The sequence below is a fragment of the Acinetobacter sp. ME22 genome (assembly GCF_022012315.1).
GTDB classification, from domain to species: Bacteria; Pseudomonadota; Gammaproteobacteria; order Pseudomonadales; family Moraxellaceae; genus Acinetobacter; species Acinetobacter brisouii_A.
In genome coordinates this window covers 220,514-244,352 of record NZ_JAKLTL010000002.1, presented here as the reverse complement: position 1 = coordinate 244,352, position 23,839 = coordinate 220,514, and the positions used below count along the sequence as shown (strand labels likewise).

The 23,839-nt window shown below is 43.6% G+C and carries 25 protein-coding genes and 5 tRNA genes; 10 read left to right on the top strand and 20 right to left on the bottom strand.

From position 1 onward, the window contains the following. Nucleotides 1–97: 97 nt before the first annotated feature. Genes tmk through pabC form a run of 3 tightly spaced genes read right to left on the bottom strand, consistent with a single transcriptional unit; the run spans nucleotide 98 to nucleotide 2,590 of the window. Complete coding sequence (gene tmk, locus LVY74_RS03845; protein WP_237813910.1) at nucleotides 98–703, bottom strand: dTMP kinase; 606 nt, start codon at nucleotides 701–703, stop codon at nucleotides 98–100. After that, the gene (mltG, locus tag LVY74_RS03840) at nucleotides 703–1,770 is read right to left on the bottom strand and encodes an endolytic transglycosylase MltG (RefSeq protein WP_237813909.1); all 1,068 of its coding nucleotides are present in this window, start codon (nucleotides 1,768–1,770) and stop codon (nucleotides 703–705) included. The genes tmk and mltG overlap by 1 nt, the downstream gene beginning before the upstream one ends. A gap of 4 nt (nucleotides 1,771–1,774) precedes the next feature. Beyond that, nucleotides 1,775–2,590: an aminodeoxychorismate lyase gene (pabC, locus tag LVY74_RS03835; protein WP_237813908.1), complete on the bottom strand. Its 816-nt coding sequence runs from the start codon at nucleotides 2,588–2,590 to the stop codon at nucleotides 1,775–1,777. A 168-nt stretch (nucleotides 2,591–2,758) separates the two neighbouring features. Between pabC and LVY74_RS03830 the strand changes: the two genes are divergently transcribed. The 8 genes from LVY74_RS03830 to LVY74_RS03795 all read left to right on the top strand — a co-directional run bounded on the left by LVY74_RS03830 (nucleotide 2,759) and on the right by LVY74_RS03795 (nucleotide 9,550). Beyond that, the gene (locus LVY74_RS03830) at nucleotides 2,759–3,772 is read left to right on the top strand and encodes a sulfate ABC transporter substrate-binding protein (RefSeq protein ID WP_237813907.1); all 1,014 of its coding nucleotides are present in this window, start codon (nucleotides 2,759–2,761) and stop codon (nucleotides 3,770–3,772) included. 27 nt (nucleotides 3,773–3,799) lie between these two features. Next, complete coding sequence (locus tag LVY74_RS03825; RefSeq protein ID WP_237813906.1) at nucleotides 3,800–4,393, top strand: RBBP9/YdeN family alpha/beta hydrolase; 594 nt, start codon at nucleotides 3,800–3,802, stop codon at nucleotides 4,391–4,393. A 63-nt stretch (nucleotides 4,394–4,456) separates the two neighbouring features. Beyond that, complete coding sequence (gene cysT / locus LVY74_RS03820; RefSeq protein ID WP_237813905.1) at nucleotides 4,457–5,290, top strand: sulfate ABC transporter permease subunit CysT; 834 nt, start codon at nucleotides 4,457–4,459, stop codon at nucleotides 5,288–5,290. Then, a complete protein-coding gene (cysW, locus tag LVY74_RS03815) occupies nucleotides 5,287–6,174 on the top strand; it encodes a sulfate ABC transporter permease subunit CysW (RefSeq protein ID WP_111891783.1) in 888 nt (295 codons plus the stop codon). Before cysT ends, cysW begins: the two co-directional genes overlap by 4 nt. 15 nt (nucleotides 6,175–6,189) lie before the next feature. Then, nucleotides 6,190–7,245 carry a sulfate/molybdate ABC transporter ATP-binding protein gene (locus LVY74_RS03810; RefSeq protein WP_237813904.1) on the top strand — a complete coding sequence of 352 codons (1,056 nt, stop codon included), beginning with the start codon at nucleotides 6,190–6,192 and terminating at the stop codon, nucleotides 7,243–7,245. Nucleotides 7,246–7,284: 39 nt separating this feature from the next. Then, complete coding sequence (locus LVY74_RS03805; protein ID WP_237813903.1) at nucleotides 7,285–8,208, top strand: CysB family HTH-type transcriptional regulator; 924 nt, start codon at nucleotides 7,285–7,287, stop codon at nucleotides 8,206–8,208. Between the two features lie 106 nt (nucleotides 8,209–8,314). Beyond that, complete coding sequence (gene gloB / locus LVY74_RS03800; RefSeq protein WP_237813902.1) at nucleotides 8,315–9,049, top strand: hydroxyacylglutathione hydrolase; 735 nt, start codon at nucleotides 8,315–8,317, stop codon at nucleotides 9,047–9,049. A 297-nt stretch (nucleotides 9,050–9,346) separates the two neighbouring features. Further along, complete coding sequence (locus LVY74_RS03795; protein WP_151709231.1) at nucleotides 9,347–9,550, top strand: hypothetical protein; 204 nt, start codon at nucleotides 9,347–9,349, stop codon at nucleotides 9,548–9,550. Between the two features lie 165 nt (nucleotides 9,551–9,715). Here LVY74_RS03795 and LVY74_RS03790 read toward each other — a convergent pair. The 7 genes from LVY74_RS03790 to LVY74_RS03760 form a co-directional block, all read right to left on the bottom strand. Then, nucleotides 9,716–9,800, bottom strand: a tRNA-Leu gene (locus LVY74_RS03790). 20 nt (nucleotides 9,801–9,820) lie between these two features. Continuing rightward, nucleotides 9,821–9,894: transfer RNA gene (locus LVY74_RS03785), tRNA-Trp, on the bottom strand. 50 nt (nucleotides 9,895–9,944) lie between these two features. After that, nucleotides 9,945–10,029 (bottom strand) — tRNA-Leu (locus tag LVY74_RS03780). A gap of 20 nt (nucleotides 10,030–10,049) precedes the next feature. Beyond that, nucleotides 10,050–10,123: transfer RNA gene (locus LVY74_RS03775), tRNA-Trp, on the bottom strand. A 52-nt stretch (nucleotides 10,124–10,175) separates the two neighbouring features. Next, nucleotides 10,176–10,260, bottom strand: a tRNA-Leu gene (locus LVY74_RS03770). 106 nt (nucleotides 10,261–10,366) lie between these two features. Next, nucleotides 10,367–11,158 carry a protein kinase domain-containing protein gene (locus LVY74_RS03765; protein WP_237813901.1) on the bottom strand — a complete coding sequence of 264 codons (792 nt, stop codon included), beginning with the start codon at nucleotides 11,156–11,158 and terminating at the stop codon, nucleotides 10,367–10,369. Beyond that, complete coding sequence (locus tag LVY74_RS03760; protein WP_442862769.1) at nucleotides 11,145–12,656, bottom strand: DUF3336 domain-containing protein; 1,512 nt, start codon at nucleotides 12,654–12,656, stop codon at nucleotides 11,145–11,147. The genes LVY74_RS03765 and LVY74_RS03760 overlap by 14 nt, the downstream gene beginning before the upstream one ends. 171 nt (nucleotides 12,657–12,827) lie before the next feature. On the opposite strand from LVY74_RS03760, the gene LVY74_RS03755 reads away from it, so the two are divergent. Together LVY74_RS03755 and LVY74_RS03750 are read left to right on the top strand one after the other, a co-directional pair. Further along, nucleotides 12,828–13,697, top strand: coding sequence for an ATP-binding protein (locus LVY74_RS03755; protein ID WP_237813900.1), 870 nt, complete (start codon nucleotides 12,828–12,830; stop codon nucleotides 13,695–13,697). 64 nt (nucleotides 13,698–13,761) lie between these two features. Continuing rightward, entirely contained in the window at nucleotides 13,762–14,673 is a 912-nt protein-coding gene (locus LVY74_RS03750) for a LysR family transcriptional regulator (protein ID WP_237813899.1), read from the top strand. A gap of 47 nt (nucleotides 14,674–14,720) precedes the next feature. Here LVY74_RS03750 and madM read toward each other — a convergent pair whose 3' ends face one another. From madM to LVY74_RS03700, 10 genes are all read right to left on the bottom strand, one after another. Next, entirely contained in the window at nucleotides 14,721–15,482 is a 762-nt protein-coding gene (gene madM, locus LVY74_RS03745; RefSeq protein WP_237813898.1) for a malonate transporter subunit MadM, read from the bottom strand. A 50-nt stretch (nucleotides 15,483–15,532) separates the two neighbouring features. Beyond that, nucleotides 15,533–15,937, bottom strand: coding sequence for a malonate transporter subunit MadL (gene madL / locus LVY74_RS03740; RefSeq protein ID WP_237813897.1), 405 nt, complete (start codon nucleotides 15,935–15,937; stop codon nucleotides 15,533–15,535). A 57-nt stretch (nucleotides 15,938–15,994) separates the two neighbouring features. Further along, entirely contained in the window at nucleotides 15,995–16,924 is a 930-nt protein-coding gene (mdcH, locus tag LVY74_RS03735; protein ID WP_237813896.1) for a malonate decarboxylase subunit epsilon, read from the bottom strand. Further along, entirely contained in the window at nucleotides 16,921–17,541 is a 621-nt protein-coding gene (locus LVY74_RS03730) for a malonate decarboxylase holo-ACP synthase (protein ID WP_237813895.1), read from the bottom strand. Before LVY74_RS03730 ends, mdcH begins: the two co-directional genes overlap by 4 nt. Beyond that, nucleotides 17,538–18,386: a biotin-independent malonate decarboxylase subunit gamma gene (gene mdcE, locus LVY74_RS03725; RefSeq protein WP_237813894.1), complete on the bottom strand. Its 849-nt coding sequence runs from the start codon at nucleotides 18,384–18,386 to the stop codon at nucleotides 17,538–17,540. Before mdcE ends, LVY74_RS03730 begins: the two co-directional genes overlap by 4 nt. Next, on the bottom strand, nucleotides 18,383–19,231 hold the full coding sequence (locus tag LVY74_RS03720; protein WP_237813893.1) for a biotin-independent malonate decarboxylase subunit beta: 849 nt from the start codon (nucleotides 19,229–19,231) through the stop codon (nucleotides 18,383–18,385). The genes mdcE and LVY74_RS03720 overlap by 4 nt, the downstream gene beginning before the upstream one ends. Further along, complete coding sequence (locus LVY74_RS03715) at nucleotides 19,224–19,523, bottom strand: malonate decarboxylase subunit delta (RefSeq protein ID WP_237813892.1); 300 nt, start codon at nucleotides 19,521–19,523, stop codon at nucleotides 19,224–19,226. Before LVY74_RS03715 ends, LVY74_RS03720 begins: the two co-directional genes overlap by 8 nt. An 18-nt stretch (nucleotides 19,524–19,541) precedes the next feature. Then, nucleotides 19,542–20,408, bottom strand: coding sequence for a triphosphoribosyl-dephospho-CoA synthase (locus LVY74_RS03710; protein ID WP_237813891.1), 867 nt, complete (start codon nucleotides 20,406–20,408; stop codon nucleotides 19,542–19,544). After that, nucleotides 20,409–22,088: a malonate decarboxylase subunit alpha gene (gene mdcA, locus LVY74_RS03705; RefSeq protein WP_237814103.1), complete on the bottom strand. Its 1,680-nt coding sequence runs from the start codon at nucleotides 22,086–22,088 to the stop codon at nucleotides 20,409–20,411. It abuts the gene before it with no gap. Between the two features lie 108 nt (nucleotides 22,089–22,196). Further along, the gene (locus LVY74_RS03700; protein ID WP_237813890.1) at nucleotides 22,197–23,831 is read right to left on the bottom strand and encodes a SulP family inorganic anion transporter; all 1,635 of its coding nucleotides are present in this window, start codon (nucleotides 23,829–23,831) and stop codon (nucleotides 22,197–22,199) included. Nucleotides 23,832–23,839 lie beyond the last annotated feature (8 nt).

The following is a 23,839-nucleotide window of genomic DNA, read 5'->3' as shown; positions in this document are numbered from 1 at the left end:
AGTATTTTGAGAAGCTCTATTTTTTAAAAACTAAAGATTCCCAATCAATCCACTTTTTACTCTGACGGACGCCATAGAACGCTTTTTTCAGTCCGCTTTAGATGCTTTTTAGGCTGCTGAGTGCTTGATTAAAAACATTTTCAGCAGATTGCGTTGCATCTAAACGAATCACACGATCTGTATCTTTTTCGTGCAAAAGTTTATAACCTTCACGTACCCGACTAAAAAAATCGAATTTTTCTTGTTCAAAGCGATCAAGCTCACCTCTTGCACGTGCCCGAGCCATTCCTAATTCGATTGGTGCGTCCAGCCAAAAGGTCATATCAGGCAAACATGGCACAAAATTTCGATTTAACAGGTCAAGTTTATCGGCATCCAAACCTCGCCCCATGACCTGATATGCAAAACTTGCATCACAAAAGCGATCACTGAGCACAATTTTACCCTCTGCCAAAGCAGGAAAAATGACCTGACTCAAATGCTGACTGCGTGCCGCATAAATCAAAAGTAGCTCTGTATCAGGGCACATATTTTCATTTGAGTTCACTGTAAGCAATAAATCACGAATTTTTTCTGCCAAAGGTGTTCCCCCTGGCTCACGTGTCAGGACAACCTCATGCCCTAATTGCTCAAAATACACCCTTACTTTCTCAATTAAGGTGCTTTTTCCAACGCCTTCAGTACCTTCAAAACTAATAAACATTATGGCGTTGCTCCACTTTTCTTCTCTCGTAATACTGCTAAATACGCTTGAACTGCCTGATTATGCTCGGTCAGGTTTGCACTAAATTTATGCCCACCATTGCCTGTTGCCACAAAATAGAGATTATCTGAATGATCTGGATGCATCGCTGCTTCAATCGCTTTTTTGCTTGGTAATGCAATTGGACTCGGTGGCAGACCTACCATGGTGTAAGTGTTATAGGCTGTCGGTGTTCGCAAATCTTTTTTGGTCAGTTTACCCGTGTACTTATCGCCCATACCATAAATGACGGTTGGGTCAGTTTGCAGTCGCATGCCTTGCTGTAACCGACGAATAAATACACCTGCAACCTGATTTAACTCACGATCCAAACTGGTTTCTTTTTCAATAATTGAAGCCATTGTGAGCGCTTCATATTTATTTTTATACGGTAAATTTGGATCTCGATTAGCCCAAGCTGCATCCAAATTATCCATCTGATGCTGATAAAGATCGAGTAAGATTTTTTTATCCGACTCCCCTTTATTATAAAAATAGGTATTGGGTGCAAATAAGCCTTCAAGATTTGAATAAGGTATACCAAGTGACTGAATCATTTGATCTTGTGGCAAATTCACTACAGTTTTTTCAATCAATGGATCTTTACGTAATTTTTCTAGCAACTGCTTAAATGTTGTGCCTTCAATCACCAAAATACGACTCATTTGGGCATTGTCTGAATTTGACATCATGCTCAACACTTGGCGCACACTCATGCCACGCTTGACTTCATACACCCCTGCTTTCAGAGTGTCATGAATCATCAGTTTTTGATAAATCTTGAGCACCCAAGGGAAATGAACTTTATGCTGCTTGGCTAAACGATCAATTAAACGTGAATAATTATCCCCCGTATTGATCGAAACGAACTGCTTTTCGCCTTGTATTGGATAATTTCGCCAAAGACTTGAACTAAAAATCAATAACAACATGGCAAATACAGCCAGAATACATGCCACAATAAATTTTTTTGTTTTGAAAAAAGGAACAGGCTTTTTTCTAGATGAAGTGGAATTTAGATTTGCCATAGCTTTATTGAATTTGATCAAGTTGAAGGGCTTTAAACAACTGAATTGCAGGCGTCAGACTGAGTTCGACATAATTTAGATGTTGTGCAATCTGCATAGGATGCAGCGCATTACAAAAAAATAGGGCTTGTATCTGGTCAATATCCGATTGAAGTAACTCAATTTCGGAACATTCAATTCCTGCATGCTGCATACGCTGCAAGATTTCTGCCCGCATCACACCACGCACGCCATTATACTCAAGATTTGGCGTGACCCACTGATTATTCATCAGAATAAAACAATTGCTGCTGATTCCTTCAACAATCCGCCCTTGAATATCTAAAACCAGTGCTTCATCCAGTTGTTTTTCGACCGCTTCTTGCTTTAAAAGCACTTGTTCCAAGCGATTTAACGTTTTTAATCCACATAGTGTTGGCATGGTTAAGCCAATCCGTTGCTCTAGAACAGCAACTTGATCAAGATGACTCCATTCATTTTTTGCAGTTTGGCTTTGCGGATAATAAAACACATACACATCGGCAGCATGTTCAGGCAATGCATAACCACGCTGCCCCTCTCCACGACTGATGATGATTTTCAGCGTGCCATTCAGCTCGGCTTGTGAACTTAATTTCTGCAAAGTTTGCTCAATCAGGCTCAAATCAACATCCAATGCCATTCGCTGTATGCAGTCATTTAACCGTTGTAAATGTCTGTTCCACAATTGAATTTTATTTTGAATAATTTTGGCTGTGGTAAAGCAGCCATCCCCATAATGAAAAGCTCGGTCTAGCAAAGAAATTTGAGGCTGTGGATGTGCATTTTTAAAGCATTGCATGAGGTTGATCAGCTAGGCAGTTGATTTTGTAGCTTAGTTTAAAAATGAATATCTAAATTCTATTTCTTTTTTATTCATATCAAATTCTATTTTTATTATTTTTTTAGATTTTAATTTCAGCATATTCTTCTTTGCATGAAAGATGCACCGAATATGAAGGAAAAGAAAATGCAACGAAATCAATTAAAATTGGGGTTACTGGCAGCACTCCTCTCGTTTTCATCAGTTAGCTTTGCCGCAAAAGATTTCTTAAATGTGTCGTATGACCCAACACGCGAATTGTATGTCGACATCAACAAACAATTTGGCGCGTACTGGAAAAAACGCACAGGTGAAGAGATTAATTTCCGTCAATCTCATGGCGGTTCAGGTAAACAGGCTCGATCAGTAATTGATGGTTTGGATGCCGATGTCGTGACTTTGGCACTGGCTGCGGATATTGACGTGATTGCGGATAAAGCCAAACTTTTACCACCCGACTGGCAAAAGAAACTGCCACAAAACTCAACACCATATACCTCAACGATTGTATTTTTAGTGCGTAAAGGCAACCCGAAACACATCAAAGACTGGAATGACTTGGTGAAACCGGGTGTCGATATTATTACCCCGAACCCGAAAACTTCAGGTGGCGCACGTTGGAACTATCTTGCGGCTTGGGCATGGGCAAAACATCAAACCAATGGCAATGACAAAACAGCACGTGATTTTGTTGCCAAGATTTATCAGCACACCAAAGTCCTCGATTCAGGTGCGCGAGGTGCAACCACAACCTTTGCTGAACGTGGCATTGGCGATGTATTGCTAGCTTGGGAAAATGAAGCCTACCTCGCTGTGCGTGAACAACCAGGGAAATTTGAGATTGTCACGCCATCTCTATCAATCTTGACTGAGCCACCTGTTGCGATTGTTGAGAAAAATGTTCAGAAAGATGGCAATTATTATGTCGCAAAAGGCTACTTGAACTTCCTGTACTCGCCACTTGGACAAAATATTATTGCGCGTAATTTCTATCGTCCACGTAGCCCTGAAGTGTTGAAAAAATACAGTAATGTGTTTAAACCGCTGAAATTAGTGACCATTGATCAGGAATTTGGCGGCTGGAAAAAGGTTCAAAAAGAACACTTTGAAAATGGTGGTGTATTCGACCAAATCGTTCAAAGCAATAACGCGAAGAAATAATCGGTACAGCTACACGGGAGTAAGCACATGATTCATCATTTAATCGTACCGGGTGTCGGTGGAAGTGACGAACAACATTGGCAATCTTGGCTGCAACGCCAGTTACCCAACAGCTCTCGTGTAGAACAAGATTGGCAGCAACCGATTTTGCAAGAATGGATTGAACAATGGGTCGCTCACGTTGAGCAAATTCAGGAACCAATTCAGGTGATTGCACATAGTTTTGGTTGCCTGACCAGTTTGGCTGCATTGGTGCAATATCCTGCATTGCAAGAAAAAATCAATAATCTGATTTTGGTTGCACCTGCCAATCCAGCACGTTTTAGCTCAACAGGCTTTGCTCAGGCAGAGCAAGCTTCATATTTGCAGTATTTTGAACAGCTTCGACTCGAATTGTCTAGCCTGATGTTGATTAGTGAAAATGACCCTTGGTTGGCATTGGATGATGCTCTGCATTTGGCAGAACTCTGGAAATTTCCTTATCTCAATATGGGTCAGGTTGGACATATCAATGTCGCTTCTGGTTTTGGGGCTTTCCCACAAATTTTACCTTTTATTGAACAGCCTTATTTTAGTCCTTGTACGCGAATGCGTTGCTTAACTCAGGCTTTGTCACATTAATTTTGCACTTTATATCTGATCTGATTTTTTTGTGGTGATGATTCATCATCATTGAGGTATTCCATGTCACACGGTAAGCGGGTATTGCCCGGCTTTGGACTTTCTTTGGGGTTTACCCTGCTGTATCTATCCATCATTGTGCTTGTGCCATTATCGGCAGTGTTTATTAAATCTATGGGCATTGGCTGGAGTGGTCTTTGGGACATCCTCAGTTCAGCACGAATATTGAAAGCCTTACAACTGAGTTTTACCACTGCATTGGTCGCTGCGCTCATCAATGTCTTTTTGGGCTTACTGTTGGCATGGTGTCTGGTGCGTTATCAGTTTTTTGGTAAGCGTATGGTCGATGCCTTGATTGATTTACCCTTTGCCCTACCGACAGCGGTTGCAGGGATTGCACTGACTTCGCTGTATGCCTCAACAGGTTGGCTGGGTCAATATTTAGAACCACTGGGCATTAAAGTCGCCTACACCCCACTTGGGATTACGCTCGCCCTGATTTTTATTGGTCTACCTTTTGTGGTGCGTACCGTACAGCCTGTACTGAGCGACTTGGAAACCGAACTTGAAGAAGCGGCTTCAGCACTTGGTGCAAATCGTTGGCAAACCATTCGGCATGTAATTTTCCCGATTGTTCTCCCTGCGATCTTTACAGGTTTTGCTTTAGCCTTTGCGCGTGGTGTGGGTGAATATGGTTCAGTGATTTTTATTGCAGGAAATCAACCTTTTAAAACCGAAATTGCACCACTGATGATCATTTCCCGTTTGGAAGAATATGATTATGCTGCTGCAACCACCATTGCCGTGATTATGCTGTTGATCTCCTTTGCCATCTTATTTTTGATTAATATTTTACAAGCGTGGGCAACACGTCGCACAGGGAGAGTGGCATCATGAGTAGTTTAGCCAATAGCCAAGATTATGCTGCACAACTGCAAAAACGCGATGCAACACGTGAACCGACTTGGGTACGTTACCTGTTATTGAGTATTGCCCTGATCAGCTTTTTAGGTTTACTGATTTTGCCGCTGATTTTGGTGTTTGTTGAGGCATTCCACCAAGGGGTTCAGGTTTATCTACAAGCCTTGGTCGACCCAGATACGCTGTCAGCAGCCAAACTAACCTTACTGACTGCGGCAATTGCCGTCCCACTCAATGTGGTGTTCGGAGTAGCAGCAGCATGGACGGTGGCGAAGTTCCAGTTTAAAGGCAAAACCATTTTAACCACGATTATTGATATGCCATTTTCGGTATCTCCAGTGATTGCGGGTTTAATGTTAGTGCTGATTTTTGGGACACAAGGTTGGGCAGGTGAATGGTTACTCGACCATGACATTAAAATTTTATATGCCGTTCCTGCAATTGTGTTAGCGACTGTGTTTATTACTGTGCCATTTGTTGCTCGTGAACTGATTCCATTAATGCAAGCTCAAGGCACTGAAGAGGAAGAAGCCGCGATTTTACTTGGTGCATCAGGTTGGCAAACCTTTTGGAAAATCACCCTGCCCAATATTAAATGGGGTCTGCTCTACGGCGTGATTTTATGTAATGCCCGTGCAATGGGCGAGTTTGGTGCGGTATCAGTGGTGTCTGGGCATATTCGCGGTGAGACCAATACCCTGCCGTTACATGTTGAAATTCTCTACAACGAATACAGTTATAGCGCAGCCTTTGCCGTGGCATCGTTACTGGCATTTTTGGCGATTATCACCCTGATCATTAAAACATGGGTCGAATTACGCCAAGAAAAACAAAACGCTGAACTCAACAAATCGAACTAATTTTGGAGTGCCCTCATGAGTATTCAAGTTAAAAATATTGAAAAAAACTTTGGTGCATTTCATGCACTCAACAATATCAGCCTCGACTTCCCCGAAGGTCAACTGGTGGCCTTACTCGGCCCATCGGGCTGTGGTAAAACCACCTTGCTACGCATTATTGCTGGACTGGAAAGTGCTGACTCAGGTCAGGTGATTTTAGAAGGCGAAGATGCCACCAATACCCATGTGCGCGAACGTCAAGTGGGTTTCGTATTTCAACATTACGCACTGTTTCGTCACATGAGCGTATTTGACAATGTTGCCTTTGGTCTGCGTGTCCGCCCACGTGCAACACGTCCATCGGAAAGTGAAATTAAAAAACGGGTCGATGCCCTGCTCGACTTGGTACAACTTGGCTTCTTGGCAGATCGCTATCCTGCTCAGCTTTCAGGGGGGCAGCGTCAGCGTATTGCCCTTGCCCGTGCACTCGCAGTTGAACCCCGCGTATTACTGCTCGATGAACCTTTTGGCGCACTCGATGCCAAAGTACGTAAAGAATTACGCCGCTGGTTACGTCATTTACATGATGAACTGCATATCACCTCGATTTTTGTAACCCATGACCAAGAAGAAGCTTTAGAAGTTGCCGATCAAATCGTGGTAATGAATAAGGGAAATATCGAGCAGATTGGTTCACCACGCGAGGTGTATGAAAAACCCGCAACACCTTTTGTATTTGATTTCTTGGGACATGCCAACCGCTTTGAAGGCGAGCATCAACACGGCAAACTGATCTTGGGTGAAGATCGTTTAGATTTAGCAGCACATCATCCACAAGGTTCATTGATTGCTTTTGCTCGCCCCCATGAACTAAGTGTGTATCAACATCCTGTCGATAATGCCATTCAAGCAACATTTGTCCGTGAAGTTTGGGTTGCAGGTAAAGTTTTTCTTGAACTACAGGATCGACAAGGCAAGATGATTGAAGCAGTATTAAGCGCCGAACAAGCCAAGCTTCAAAATTTCCAAGCTAATCAAACGGTTTGGGTTAAAATTAATCATTTACATTTATTCGAACATCATGCGGCATAAAAATTTGCCCAATTTTAAATTTTTTAGTGGTTAGCAATTATGAATTTTCAACAATTACGCATTATTCGTGAAACAGTCCGTCAAGACTTTAACCTGACCGAAGCCTCTGCTGCACTGTACACTTCCCAGTCAGGTGTCAGTAAGCATATTAAAGATTTGGAAGATGAACTTGGCGTTCAACTGTTTATTCGTAAAGGTAAACGCTTGCTGGGACTCACTGAGCCGGGGCAATCGTTACTTGGCATTGTTGAACGCATGTTGATTGATGCTGAAAATATCAAACGCCTTGCCGATGACTTTAACAAAGTTGATGAAGGCACATTGACCATTGCAACAACCCATACACAAGCGCGCTATGTATTACCACCAATTGTGAACTTATTTAAGCAGGAATTTCCAAAGGTTCACTTGGTTCTGCAACAGGCAAGCCCTGCGGAAATTGCCGACATGCTGCTACAAGGCGAAGCGGATATCGGGATTGCAACCGAATCCCTGACTGCCGAAGACAATTTAGCCAGCGTGCCTTACTATAACTGGCAACATAGCCTGATTACCCCTTTTGACCATCCTTTGACCCAGCTCAAAGAAGTTACCCTGCAAGATGTGGCACAGTATCCCGTGATTACCTATCATGGCGGTTTTACAGGTCGTTCGAAAATCGACTTAGCTTTTGATGCTGCTCAGGTTGATGTGGATATTGTGATGTCTGCTCTCGATGCTGACGTCATTAAAACCTATGTTGAGCTGGGCATGGGCGTTGGGATTATTAACGATGTCGCTTATGACCGTGAGCGCGATTACCGCTTAAAACAAATTAAAACTGATGTGTTTGGTTTAAATACCACATGGATTGCGGTGCGTAAAGGTCACTTGCTTCGCGGTTACGGCTATGAATTTATTTCTTTATGCTCACCCGATGCTGACATTCAAGCACTGAAAAAAGTTGCCTATCCAGACTATTAATTCATTCACGTCTGTACCTGCCGAATCTCCATCTATTTTGGAGTTCGGCTTGCATCCTCACTTCACGTATAATAAAAACAAGAGATGATAAACATGGATGCCCAAAATGACAGCCTACAAAATTCACGTCATTGATGTTAAAAATGATTTAAAAAATTATATCTGGCTGATCGAACATACCGCTTCACATGAAGTTGTGATTATTGATCCTACAGAGGCTCAGCTCGTACTCGATTATTGTGCAGCACATCAACTTATTCCAAGTCAAATTTGGCTAACCCACTGGCATAAAGACCATATTGGTGGTATTCCTGCCCTGCTCGCAACAAAAGAGATGCCTGTTTATGGGCCACGCGCCGAACTCAGTAAAATTCCAATGATCACGCTTCCACTCGATCAGCACAGCAAAGTTGAATTTCACGATCTTGACATCGAAATTATTGAAGTACCAGGACATACACTCGGTCACATTGTCTATTACATTGAAGATTTAGATGCCGCATTTGTCGGAGATACTTTATTTGCGATGGGTTGTGGTCGTGTCTTTGAAGGCAGTTACGAACAGATGTTTCACTCTTTACAACGACTGGCTGCTCTACCCATCCAAACCAAAGTCTATTGCACGCATGAATACACCCTTGCCAATGCCAAATTCGCCTTAAGTGTTGAACCAGAAAATGTCGCCTTACAGCAACGTGCCGATCATGTTGAACATTTACGTTATCTAGATCAAATCACGTTGCCAAGTAGTATTGAACTTGAACTCGCAACCAATCCATTTTTACGTGCTGAGTCCGTTGATGCATTTCGCCACTTACGCAAGCTCAAAGACACTTTCTAAAAAACTGAAAGTGTAATAATTGCTTACACTGTTTTAATGCTGAAATTTAGTCAAAATAAATAAACCTTTTAAAGCATATATTTTATCTATCTTATTTATTTTTATAAATTTCTTAAAAGTTCATGATTACATATCATAAAAAAAATTCACATAATTTTGCATGGTATGTGATCATTTGTGTTTGTTGTCTCATGTTTTTGTAGATTGCAAAAATAATTTTTATTTTCCCCCTTTAAAAATGTAAAAGAGAGCCTTATAAATATTAGTAGTTGTTTATTGATTTTGAGGATTTTAGCCATGAAAAAAGTTGTTAAAGCAAAAAATTTAATTGCATTTCGTATTTGGTTAGAAAAATTGGGGTACTCTGTTAAAAACCTAGCAGATGGTCAAGGTTTTACCTTTAGTTTTAAAAAAGAATATGGTTTAGTGACCTGTGATTTAGCGGGTAATTCTTTAGCAATGCAATTGGGTGAGGAGTTTGAGGATCACTTAAAAGCCTAATCCACTCTTTCTTTGGCTAAACAGTTGATATAAGAGAAAAGGAAATTCTCACACAAAAAGAGCCTGATTCAATAGGCTCTTTTTTTATCGCCGAAAAACAGGCATAAAAAAAGCAAGATCATTTATCTTGCTTTTTATCAATCTAAAACCTTATTCAGTTTTAAATGGTGGGGGCGAAGAGACTCGAACTCTTACACCTTGCGGCGCTGGAACCTAAATCCAGTGCGTCTACCAATTTCGCCACGCCCCCATCAGGGTACATCAAGTTTTTGGCAGAGGATCAAGGACTCGAACCTTGACGAACGGTTTTGGAGACCGTCATGCTACCATTACACCAATCCTCTACATTCGCCATTTTCAGGCACAAAAAAAGCAAGTTATTCTTGCTTCTTTATGGTGGGGGCGAAGAGACTCGAACTCTTACACCTCGCGGCGCTGGAACCTAAATCCAGTGCGTCTACCAATTTCGCCACGCCCCCATCAGGGTACATCAAGTTTTTGGCAGAGGATCAAGGACTCGAACCTTGACGAACGGTTTTGGAGACCGTCATGCTACCATTACACCAATCCTCTACATGACTCTGCTTTCACATTGTCGATCTAAAATTTACAGTTAAATTTCAGATGGTGGGGGCGAAGAGACTCGAACTCTTACACCTTGCGGCGCTGGAACCTAAATCCAGTGCGTCTACCAATTTCGCCACGCCCCCGATGGATGTGTATATTATAGATGAGGCTTGTCGATGACAAGCCTTTTTTCCAGAAAAACCGCCTAAACGCTTAAATGTTAAGCAAAAAAGTGTTTTACGGTCATTTTTAAGTCATATTTATTGTTTGCAAACAATTACTTGCTTGATTTGCACTCTCAAATCTATATCGATTATCACGCGCTAAAAGCCCATTGAGGCAAGTTTGTAAAGCGTTCCAAGGTTCAGGCAAATTAAAAACTGAGGTTTGGCAATGGAAAATTGCCCAATCTAAGTAACTTTTTGAACGCAAACGAGTTTGTGTCAACCATTCAAACAAAATGATTCCGAATGCATATAGATCTGTTTGACAAGTTTTTGCCTGATGATGAAATAGCTCAGGAGCCATATAACGTGGTGTAGCATTTAACTCAAGATGAGAAGCTTGCTGGAACTGACTTTGTTCAAAATCAATTAAATAAACCCGACCTTGCCATTTGCGAAAATGTTCAGCCTTAAGATCGCCATGAACCATATTCAAATCATGTAATGCAGCAAGCGTTGCCAACGCTTGTTGTATCAATTTAACCACGTGTTGAAATGATAAATGACAAGGAGATTGCCAAAAAATCTCGGTATCAGGCAAAATCAGTACTGAGCCAGTTTGATCAAATTCCGAAATATGAAACTTGGAATCATGCTGATAAGGCAATAAAAACTTTGCGTGTTGCAATGACCAAATTTGGTAATAGTCAATTTCTCTTTGAAAGCCCTGTTTAAATGTAGGATGACCTTGCTGAAGTTGTAATTTCAGCCAATAATATTGTGATGCTTGTTCAACCTGATAAATATAACGTCCAAACTGACGACTCGTTACGGACGTTTTGTCCTGCAACGAGTAGGCTAAGTTAGGTTGCAGCATAACTTGCTGTCAACTCTGCCAACGCCGCTTCTCGCATGACTGCATGTAAAGCATGTTCAATGGTTTTTCCGATTCGGGCATGCATTTCAATGGTTGAAATTTTCGACCATGTGGCTTTTTCCCCTTCCCTCTGCAAACGCATAAACAAATGTGGTTTAGGGTTCTGTAGCATATAGATATAATGTTTCATATTATAATGCGCAAAGATATTCACATCACCATAATAACGCTGGTCAATAATGCCATATCCATGATCTAGCAAACGGCGTACCTGTGGCACAGCACCAATTCGCTCACGAGTAAAGTCCATCACACCTTTTGCAAAGACTTTGCCTTGACGGCGCAAAATTCGCTCGGGCCAACTCAATAAATCACGACGATAACGATCTTCATCACTTTGCATAAATGGCACAATATGCGGGTTGACCTGACAGGCAATGGTATAATTCACATTATATAACCGCGACATTTTTTCTTGAGGAAAATCACTACGCATACTCCCATCGACCCAATAGGTGTTGGCCATAAATGGCGTATGCTCACCATCGTAGCGCTTGGCAGTGAGATGGACAGGTGGAAATAAAATTGGCACTGCACAAGAGGCTAAAACTGCGCTCCATACCAGTAAGTCAGGTGAAGTAAAGCGGTTTAGAATTCGGGCATTTTGTGAAGCATCATAAGGAGCAACGGCAATATTAATATTTAGACCTGAACGCTGATAAGCTTCTTCAAATGTGACATCACCCAAGTTTTCCATCAGGAATTTTTTGAGATAACGTACATCTGCCAAACCACCTTTGTCTTTGAGTAAGGCAGAGATCGAACGAAAATGAAAGGCTTCACTGAAAAAATGTTCGCCTGTCAGCACCTGATCAACTTGTTCAGGCAGTGACGTGCCTAACATCGCCGCCATAATGGCACCTGCACTTGACCCCGAAAGTACACGCGGCAATAAATCCTGTTCACGCAATACTTTACAGACGCCTGTGTGAAATAAGCCTAATGTTGCGCCACCTGAAAACATCAAAGCTGGCTGACCATAAGCCGTCTGACAATTCTTAAAAAATTCGATTTTTTCAGCATAGTTCAGCAATTCATTGGGTGCAGTAGCCACCTGCTCTAATGCTTGGCTGACTTCATCGACATAATCTTCAATAATTTTTTTAGTGCCAATATAACACTCGACAAATAACATCGGATGGCAGATATTGGCAATATCGTAGGTTAAGCCTTCTCTTAAGATATAAATCAGGTCTTTGATACGATTTTGCTGGCGATATCTGCGCAACAACCCTAAACGATGGGAAATCACTTCCGCATCAAAATAAGGCGACGAGTTATCGAGTTTCCATTCTTGGCTGCCTGACACTTCATCGAGTTGTAGGGCGATCTCTTTCCATTCGGTGTAACTTTCAGCACGGTTGAGTTGTTGCTGTAATTTTTGAATACGATCGGCTTTATGTGAGTTATAGGAATTACTGGTGAGTAGATTTGTCATCATATTTCCCAATTGTTTGACCTTCACGATTTCCGCTCATTTTGCTCAACTTAACTTAACTGGCGTAATAAGATCAATTGCAAATTCGATTAATTTGTTGAAAGCGTGAAATATACAATTTTTTGGCTTATGCTTTAAACCTACAAAAAACCAGCAAACAAGATGTACGTTATGGCACATATCGATTTACCGCAAGAGTTTCTTGACCATATCAGCCAAGTATTACAACAGTTACAACAAGCACTTCCTGAAATCAAAACTGAGGTTGATTTCTCTGCACCTGCTTATAAGTGGCAAAAGCAGCAGCTCAAACCGATTCATCATCCTAAAAAAATGTTTTTGGACGATTTAAAAGGGATTGAACGTCAAAAACAAAAAGTTGTTCAGAATACCTTGCAGTTTCTTAAGGGCTTACCTGCCAATGATGTGCTGCTGACTGGTGCACGTGGTACAGGTAAATCATCGATTGTCCGTGCCTTACTCGCTGAATATGTCGATCAGGGTTTACGTCTGATTGAAATTGAACGTGATGATTTATCTGATTTACCCGAGATTCAGAAGTTAATTCAGGGTCGTCCTGAAAAATTTATTGTGTACTGCGATGACCTTGCTTTTAATGCCGAAGATGAAAACTACCGTAGCTTAAAGAGCGTGCTCGATGGTTCTCTACAATCAGGTAATAACAATTTTATTATCTATGCGACCAGTAACCGCCGTCACTTGTTACCTGAATTTATGCATGAAAATACACCTGTCACCAAGGTCGATGTGCCACAGTACAAAGAACTGCATCCGCAAGAAGCGATTGAAGAAAAAATTTCACTCTCTGACCGTTTTGGTTTGTGGTTGTCTTTTTATCCGATGGATCAGCCTTTATACCTTGAAGTGGTTGAGCACTATTTACAAAAGGCCAATGTCGAATTTAACGATGAAGCCCGTGCTGAAGCGTTGCGTTGGTCGCAAAGTCGTGGACAACGTTCAGGGCGTGCCGCATATCAGTTCTCGAAACACTGGATTGGTTCAAATCTACTGAATCAATAATTTACTGTTATATGATTGGCTGAGCAGGTGCTGAGCCAATTTTTAAGAATATGGATGTTCGATTATGCAGATTGATGATGAAATCACTTTAAAGAAAATCCAGATTTTCCTTGCCTTTATGCGTTATGGCAACTTATCTAAAACCGCCGATGACATGCAGGTCAGCAATGTCAGTATTCATAAAGCCCTGCATTCACTAGAAAGTGCCCTACGCTGCCCACTCTTTAAAAATGAAGGTCGCAACCTCATTCCGTTAAAAAGCGCTTATGTGTTTGAAGAACATGCCAAAAAAATTGTGGCCGACTTGGTTTTGAGCGTGGAGAAAACCCGTGAAGCGGCAGGTTTTGCAGCAAAAGTTTTACGTTTAGGCTCATTGTATTCTTTAACAGTCAAAACTATTCCTTCACTGATCAGCGGTTTAAAGTTACGACGCAGCGAACTGGATATTCAGCTTTTACTCAGTTCCAATCAGGATTTGGTGACTAAACTCAAGCAAACTGAAATTGATGCGATTATTGTGGCGCTGAATGAAACCACTGCGAGTCATGATTTTGAAGTCCTGCCGATGTTTCAGGATGATATTTTTCTAGCTGTGCCTAAAGATTCAAAATACGCAGCGCTTGCTGAAATTGATTTGAGCTTACTCAAAGAAGAAACATTCATTACTTTAAATAAGGGTTTTGCAACCCACAGTGATAGCGAAGTGGTCTTTCAAAAAGCAGGTTTTGAACCGAAAGTTGCCCTGCAAGTCAGTGATATTTTCACGTTGATTAGTATGGTGAGTTCTGGCGTGGGCTTTGCATTATTGCCTGGTCGAATTTCGGCAGTGTATGAAAGTTCGGTCAAATTAATTCCGTTACGTGCCGATTTTCATATTCAGCAGCACATTGGCTTGGTGTTTTTAAAAAGTAAAGAGCGCGATCCAAATCTGTTAGCATTGATTGCAGAATGTCGGATGTTTGCCAAGAACTTTTAGTCATTTTTTGGGCAATCTAATGGATCATTAAATTGCCCAAGTTTTGCTTAACCAAAGATCGCATTCACAGTAAGGAAGAACACTGAAGGGCCAAGCAAACAGCCTAAACCTGTATAGAACGTGGCAACCAAAGCACCATAAGGCACTAAACGCACATCTGTTCCTGCCAAGCCTGCAGCTGTACCACTCGTTGTGCCCGCCAAACCACCAAAAATCATGGCTGAACGCGGGCTTTTAAGGTACATAAATTTCGCAAGTAATGGTGTCCCGACCATAAAGAACACGGACTTGATCAAACCAATCGCAATCGAGAGTGCAATCACATCTGAGCTTGCACCAATCGCTGAACCTGTAATCGGGCCAACGATATAGGTCATTCCACCTGCACCAATGGTGGTCATGGCAATCGGGTCACGATAACCCATTAACCAAGCAGTCATCACACCAATCACAAAAGGCACAACGCAACCAAGCATAAGGGCGATTAAACCAATTTTCCCAGCCTTTTTGACTTCTTTGACATCAACCTCAAAAGCGGTCGAAGCAATTGCAAGATCACGAATCATGGCTCCACCAAGTAAAGCAAAACCAGAGAAGATGGTGAGGTCTGAAATGCCTTTGGTACCATGCGTATAGACGCCTGCAAAGTACGCTACGACCAAACCGAGCATAATTGCAATCGCTGAACTTTGGAGCTTCCCTTTGGTGAGGTATTTAGACAGTACATGGGACACAAACATCATTAACCCTGTGACGGCCAATGCAGTGACCAAGGCATTTTTACTTAAAACGGTGACTAAAACTTCCATAATTTTTTATTCCCTGTCATGTTGAGATGATTGCCATTTTCCTTAAGGCGTTATGCTGTTTTTTCTTTGATTTCAGTGACTGTCCATTCATAGGTTTCGTAGTCGCCACTCATACGGTTCAAATAACGAATCACTAAAACTGTGCCGATCAGAGAAGCCACTGAAACGATGAGTCCCAACATACCGCCAGATAGTGCTGCAACCACGTTTTGTCCTGCCGACATGGCAACCACAATCGGAATATACATGCCCGACCAGTACAACACACCGAATTGAGTCACTTGTGGTAAGTAGCCTCTTTTGGCTAACAACTCTTTTGACAAAATCAGCAAAATCATCGCAATCGCAACACCGCCAACATTGGCTTTGACACCAAGTGCCATGCCGAGCAGATTGCCGAGATAATCACCCAGTAAGTGGCAAATTGCGAGTATTGCAGTTCCATATATAATCATTGTAGTTTCCTCATATCCTTGGAAATTCATCTATTTTTTGCAGTACCGAAAGTGAAATTAAACGCTTTCGTACTGCTGTTGCATTGCAATCATAATATTGTCGAGGCGCGTTCCTTGAAACGCCATGACTGAGCCTTCTTTAAATATACAGCGAGCAAGCCCTGTGAGTACCGTGCCAGGCAGCAACTCTAGTTGCAACCGAACACCCCGCTCCCATGCCGCTTGTATCGTGCTTTCCCATTCCACGATACACGCCATATTGCCTGCCAAATCCTGACGAATCTGTGAAGCGCTCATCATCAAACGCGCGGTACTACTACTCAAATATCGAATCTTTGCTGTTTTAAACTCAACCTCTTGCATCGCTTGCGCCAAGGTTTGCGCTTGCTGTTCCAATAATTCACAGTGTGATGGCACACTGACCTGTAAACGTTTTGCTAAAACACCTTGCTGCTCTGCCAAACTCACCACATCTTGCATGGCGGCATTTGCACCCGAAATCACAATCTGGTTTGCAGCATTGATATTCGCCACATAAACTTGCCCTTCTTGCTGCTGAACTTGGTTGACCCAATGTTCAACCTGTGTCCGACTCGTCCCGATGATGGCAGTCATGCCATAACCTGTCGGATATGCAGTTTGCATCAGCTCACCACGCAACGCGACCAGTCTGACGGCATCTTCGAAGCTCAGTACGTCGGCAATCACTGCCGCAGCCCATGCCCCGATTGACAACCCTGCCACATAATCAGGTTTAAACTGTTTCTGCAACAGTTGCTGTGAACTCACCACACCTGCAATCAGTAAACACAGTTGCACAGCTCGGGTCGATTGCAAGGCTTCTTGCGTATCCAAACTAAGTACATCCTGCCCTAAAGCGTGTGAAGCTCGGTCTAAATAACGCTGCGTCACATCATTTTGTGGTAAGTCGTGCAGCATGTTCGGCTTTTGTACGCCCTGACCCGGATAGACCCATAATGTACTCATGCAGCCACCTCCTGCACCATCCAAGGGTTATCCACCAACACCGCACCTTGTGCACGTTTCAAGAGCACCTGATGTCGGGCATTTGCCCAGTCTGCCAATGCCACACCACCGCATGGGGTTTGCAATTGCACATCCATACGTACCGATGTCTGTTGCAAGGCATCCCATAAGGCTTTTGCATCTGCTTTAGACAACTCATTTGGCATGCGAATCAGGATATCCAAATCACTGTTGGCATGGGTCACTTGCAGACCTGTTGCCAACTCAAAGCCTGTACTGCCTGTAATACCCCACGTCCATTCTGTTGCCTGTAACACTTGAGCAATCGGCTGAACTTTTTCTGCAATTACAGGAAATTGTTCAGCATCAACCATAATCAACTGTTCAGGTTTCACTATGCGCTGAATTGCAACTTTTGGCATAACACAGCCCAAGCGTTGCTGACGCTGTGCACCACGAATTCCCACGGCGATCTGATCTTCATGGGTCACAGCACGGCGTACCACCACAGGTTGCCCCGTAGCAATCGCCTGCCATGCCCAATCAGGCGCTTGCTCTGGAAGTGCACCGAGTGGCATTCCCCAAAGCAGGTCGTGGGCTTGTGGTGCGCTCATCATGCAGATTGCTCACGTGACCATTGTTCACGCAGTAAGGCACGCACTTTTTGCGATGCCTGACGGTTTTCACCGTGAAAGCGTGAAGATAAACTCCGATCTTGGCTGTGCAGAATATCTTGCAATGCGGCTGACACATGCTGCTGAATCAACTGCACATCTTCCGCTTGTGGATGCACAATATTCTGAACCTGTAAAATTTCTGCCAGTAAACCTAAGCTGTGATAATTGTGAATGTCATACGCCATAGGCGCAACTTTCGATGCCAGTTGCTCCAGTTCTTCAACACTGCGCAAGGTCACGCGTGCAGCAGATTCCTTGCCCATCGCATGTACCATCACACCTTCATCATCCAAAGCAATTAATCGATTGCCCTGATAACCATGTGCCAAAAATGCACCTGACATGGCTTTACCGACCAACAGACTAATCACAGGATGCCCTGCCAAACGCGCAGTAATATAACGATCTGCGGCAGCGCCCAAAGCCTGATGAATCCCTAAAACTTCCTCACGGCGACCATAAGCCTGACTCGGCACATCGACCACACACAAGATGGCGCGTTTTTGTGACTGAGCTTGATCGGCTTGAATGACTTGATCCACGGCTTTTGCCAGTGACCAACCTTCAAGTAAACCTACTTCGCCTTGTTGTGCACGTGGAAACTGATTGTTGGTATCTGCCACCACCGCAATCACGCGGACGGGATAACCATTCAGTTCACCATCGGCAACCCGTAATGATGCAGGAAAATCAGAAACCATTTTAAAACTTGATTCTGCTGTCAGCGCATTGAACCAGTTCAGACCGCGAGTGGCGACACGCGTTGCATTCACATCCATATTCATGCGGACTCTCCTTGATATAACTGCTGCACTGCACTTGGGCTGATCTGTTCAGAGGTATCGACCTGTGCCATTTTTTCCAAGAACCATGCATAGCGCGAACTACGCGGCTGAGTTGGGCAGCCTGCACTTAAAAACTGCTGGACTTGCTGATGAATCTGTTCCACATCATCTTCAACAAAGGCATCGACCAGACCTGATGCAAAGCGTTGTGCACCCCCTGTAATGCTCCAGATAAATGGACGATCTTTAGCATCGTATTCTTGAACACCTGCTTCCTGCTCAATCACTTGCGGGCCATTGAGACCTAAACGACCTTCCTGAGTCAGAATCAAATAGCTACATAAACTTGCAGCAATCGACATACCACCAAAACAACCCACACTGCCAGCCACAATTCCAATCACAGGTTGATACTGCCTTAATTCCACAATAGCTGAATGAATTTCGGCAATCGCTGCCAAGCCCAGATTGGCTTCCTGTAAACGTACACCACCTGTTTCGAGCAATAATATGGCTGCGGTGGGAATGCCTTTAAGGTTATCTTCAATCGCCAGTTCCAAAGCCCCCGCGATTTTTGCACCGCCTACTTCACCAAGGCTTCCACCTTGAAATGCCCCCTCAATCGCAATCACCACCACAGGTTGCTGTTGCATGGTGCCTTTAATCACCACCACGCCATCATCGGCTTGCGGCACAATATTTTGCTTAGGCAACCACGGCGATGTCATACGGTCGAATGGGTCAACCAGTTCACGGTAACGCACATCGAGCAGGCTTTGTGCACGCTGACGCGCTGAAAGTTCAATAAAGCTGCTACGCTGTAATAAGTCCTGAATATCAGTCATGTTGCACTTCCTCCAAAGCTTGCTCTAAACGTAAGCGCACCACGCCTGGGGTTGCACCAAAGTCATTAATTTCAATATTGACCGCAGGCAATTGCTGCATAGCAAACACGCGTTCAAGCAGATTTTTCCAGCGCATTTGGCTGCCATCGACCGATGTGGTGACCTGAATGTTTAAGGTGTCACCGTCGTGAGGCTCAACCAAAATTTCCAAATCACCCGAACCGACACAACCCACCAACGCACGTTGTTTGGCAACAACTTGGGCAGCAAATTCAAAATTCAATATTTCCATGTTCTTTATCCTTATGGGTTATTCGCCGTGTTCACGTTCTACCCGATCGACAAATATCGTCGCTGCCAATAAATCCGCTGCACCACCTGGTGATGCATTCAACCGCAATAAATCAATTTCCAGCAAATGCAGTTCACGACGCGCCGCCAGACTGGTATAACCACCCAAAGCCAACACTTTACCTGCACCTTGCTGCATACGGTTTAAACCGTTTAGACCTGCCCGATGCAGCACGCAGGTATCATCCAAATGTTGCATCAATGCAAGCAGTGCATCTAGGCGGGCAAATTCCTCTCGCATTGAATGCTGTCGGGTTTGACGAAGCTGCGGCAAAGCATGCTGACGAATCGCAGGGAAACCTTGCTGAGCTTGCTGTTTTGCGCCTTGCTTGCCATGTTTCTGCAACACCATTTGCCCATGACTGAGCGTTGATTGCACGCTCACAGCCCGATCTTCAATTTGTGCGATTTGCCCTGCACAAAAACAGATGTCTTCTGCGGATGTCCCTTGTGGTGATAATGTCGCTGCCGTAACCAATAAACCGAGTGCCCAAATTGCGCCACGATGAGTATTGACGCCACCTGTTACCGCCAACATGCGTTGTTCGCCCTCACGTCCAAGCTGTCCAATCTGTTCGCGTAATGCCTGTGAAACTTCACCATGCCATGTTGCTGCCACACTCATGGCAACAAACATTTCTCTTAAACTTTCTGCTGACTGTTCCATCAAACTTAAGCTTAAATCTTGATGTGCGCCTGCACTGCGTGCATCAACCAATGCAGGTTTTGGCGACAGACGGACTTCATCAAGTAATGCCTGTACTGCAAAATCGGCTAGCGTATCGGCAAGGCAACGCTGCGGTTTGGGTTGAAAAAATGCATTCATTTACCAACTCCGAAATTTCGCAGGCGGTTCGTACAAACCATCTGACCATGTCACCAAGTCAGCGATATTTTTTGCAGCAAGCAACTCACGGGTTGCATCTGTACGGCGAATGCCCAAATCTTCAGGGAATGCCACCAAACCTGCTTGGCGTAAGCGTTCGGTATTTTTCGGATCGTGACGTAAACCAATATCAGTGACCCCTGCCACTGCCGCGATCATTTCTTCACGTTGTTGCTGACTGTCGGCTTTATATAAGTAGGCAATGCCTTCTTCGGTGAGTAAATGCGTCACGTCATCGCCATAAATCATGATTGGCGCAAGTGGCATACCTGATTTTTTCGCAACATCGACGGCATCAAGCTGATCCACAAAGGTCGGTTTGCCACCCTCTTGGAAAGTTTCCACCATTTGCACCACCAATTTTTTGCCGCGTGCCAAGTAGGTATCGGTGTCATTTAAGCCTTGAGGACGCATATCCAGCCATGCAGGTGTACCATGTCGACGACCACGCGGGTCATGTCCCATATTCGGTGCACCACCAAAACCTGCCAAACGACCTTTAGTCACCGTTGAAGAATGTCCTTGTCCATCGACCTGTAAAGTTGCACCAATAAACAGATCGACAGCATATTGCCCTGCTAACTGACACATCATACGGTTGGAACGCAGCGAACCATCACGCCCTGTAAAGAACACATCGGGACGCGCTGCCACATATTTTTCCATGCCCAGTTCTGTCCCGAAGCAGTGCACGCTTTCCACCCAGCCCGATTCAATCGCAGGAATGAGGGTCGGATGTGGATTGAGTGTCCAGTTACGGCAAATCTTGCCTTTAAGCCCCAGTGATTCACCATAAGTCGGCAAGATTAACTCAATCGCTGCGGTATTAAAGCCAATCCCATGATTCAACGACTGCACCTGATGCTTTTCATAGATCCCGCGAATCGCCATCATTGCCATAAGGACATGCACAGGTTTGATGTGTTTTGGGTCACGGGTAAACAGCGGTTCAATATAAAATGGGCGATCTGCCACCACCACAAAGTCCACCCAAGAGGCAGGAATGTCGACACGTGGCAAGTCAGTCACGTCATCGACCAGTTTGTTGACCTGTACAATCACAATACCGTCGCTAAATGCCGCAGGTTCAATCAACGCTGGAGAATCTTCGGTACTTGCGCCCGTATAAATATTGCCGTGACGGTCTGCCATAAAGCCAGCCGACAACACCACATTCGGAATCAGGTCGACCAATAAACGTGAATACAGTTCGATGTAGGTATGAATTGCCCCGATTTCCAGTAAGCCATCTTCAAGTAACTGGCTAATGCGTAGGCTTTGTGTACCTGCAAATGAAAAATCCAGTTTGCGGGCAATACCTTTTTCAAATAAATCGAGATGTTCTGGACGCCCAACACTCGGCATGATCATGTGCAAATCATGCAAAATATCTGGGTTGGTTTGTGCCAATGAACGTGAAAGAAAGTCGGCTTGTTTTTGGTTGTTGCCTTCGAGGACAACCCGATCGCCTGGAGTAATCAGGGTTTCAAGCGCCTGAACAATATTTTGGGTTGGAATCACCACACCGTCGGCAAATTTGCGTGCCAAGTCCAATTTAATCTGCTTGGCATAACGGCGTTTATTCCAAATTCGATCTTTATGCTGTACCGAGCCTTCCATGTGATGTCCTGTTCTGCAGTTCATGTTTTCATCTATAAAACCCTGTTCAGGATTTTTGATCAATAAACTCGAAATGCAGAACATTAACTTCAAGTTAATGAAGTAACATCAGGTTGCAGATGAAGCTCTCCGTTCATACTCCTGTACAGCATCATCGACACTTTGAGCCGTGTAAGTCGATTGAGGAAATAAAGGACTGTTGACATACAACAAGGTCTGCGCCACTGAACGGCGTACACGTGCCAATCTCAAGTCAATTTGTTGTTCATGTAAACGGGTAGCAAGCAGAAGTAGTTCTTCAATACTGGTACTATCAAGACTCGGACATTCTTCCAGATTTAAAATCACATGCTCATAATGCTGTGTCGCAATTTTAGTTAAGATCGCATTACAGATTTTTTCAGCATTGGCAAAAAACATCGGATGATCAGGTCGGGCAATTAAAATTTCATATGGAGCAACCGCTTCAGGAAAGCGATCCATATCGACAAAGTCATGTCCTCCATCTAAGCGCCCAAGCCATGCAATACGGGGAACAGCATAACTTTTCAGCATCATTAAAATACTGACCGCAATTGCGATAATTAAGCCATTCAGCACACCAAAAATAATCACAGCCCAAATTGCAGTAATCGAAAGAATACGATCTTTACGCCAAATAAAATACTGTTTAAAGGGTGCAAGACGAATATGCCCACTGACCGCATACATCACAATACTGGCCAGAATCGGCTCAGGAATATTGGCAATATATTGACGAAAACATACTAAAAACAGGATGACTGCCAGCGCTGCAACCCACGCCGATTTTTTACTTGTTGCACCTGCGGCTTCATTGGCTGAGGTGGCGGAGTAGCCTGCGCCTAGCGGCATACCTTTGAGTAATCCCGAACAGATATTACCGACACCCAATGCAATAAGGTCACGGTTAGGTTCGCTCGGATCATTATATTTTAAGGCAAAAGTACGGATTGAGGTATAGGACTCAGCATACACAATCAGTGCTACTGCAAGGGCAATTTCAACCAGTTGCAGCCAGCTATTCATACTCAAGTTGGGCAAACTGGCACTCGGTAAAACAAATTCAAAATGCCCAACCGAATGAATTCCCCATTGTGCTGTATAACCCAATACATTTAAACTAATTCCCAAGATAATCAACAATAAAGCCACAGGAATGGTTTTATAGCTTTGGGTGAGTTTTAGAGTTGCAAAGGTCACAATACCCATGCCGAACGCATAAACATTCCAGTCCTGATACGCCGTAATGAATCCCCAAATCTGCCGAAAGAAATCACTGTGTTCAGGATGAACCTGCAAGACTGAGGGTAACTGTTTCACCACAATGCTCAGAGCCAAACCAAAAGAAAAACCTTTGAGTACAGGTTTGGCAATAAATTGTGTGACTTCGCCAAGCTTGAACAAGCCCGCAATCACCAGCAAAATCCCAGATAAAAATACCAAGGCATACGCCAAACTGGCTCGCTCAGGCGAAGATAATGCAACAATAGTGGCTAAACCTGAGCTCAACACTGCTGCGGAAGAAGATGTTGAAGAAACGATTGCAAAACGGCTACGCCCAATCAATCCATACACAATTAAACCAATGACCAAAGCCACTAGACCGCTTTGTGGGGACAAGCCTGCAATGTTGGAATAAGCCACAGCTTCAGGCAATAACAACCCTGCGATGGATAAGCCTGCGACTACATCAAAAATTGAAGATTTTTTATTGGCATTCATTCAACGAC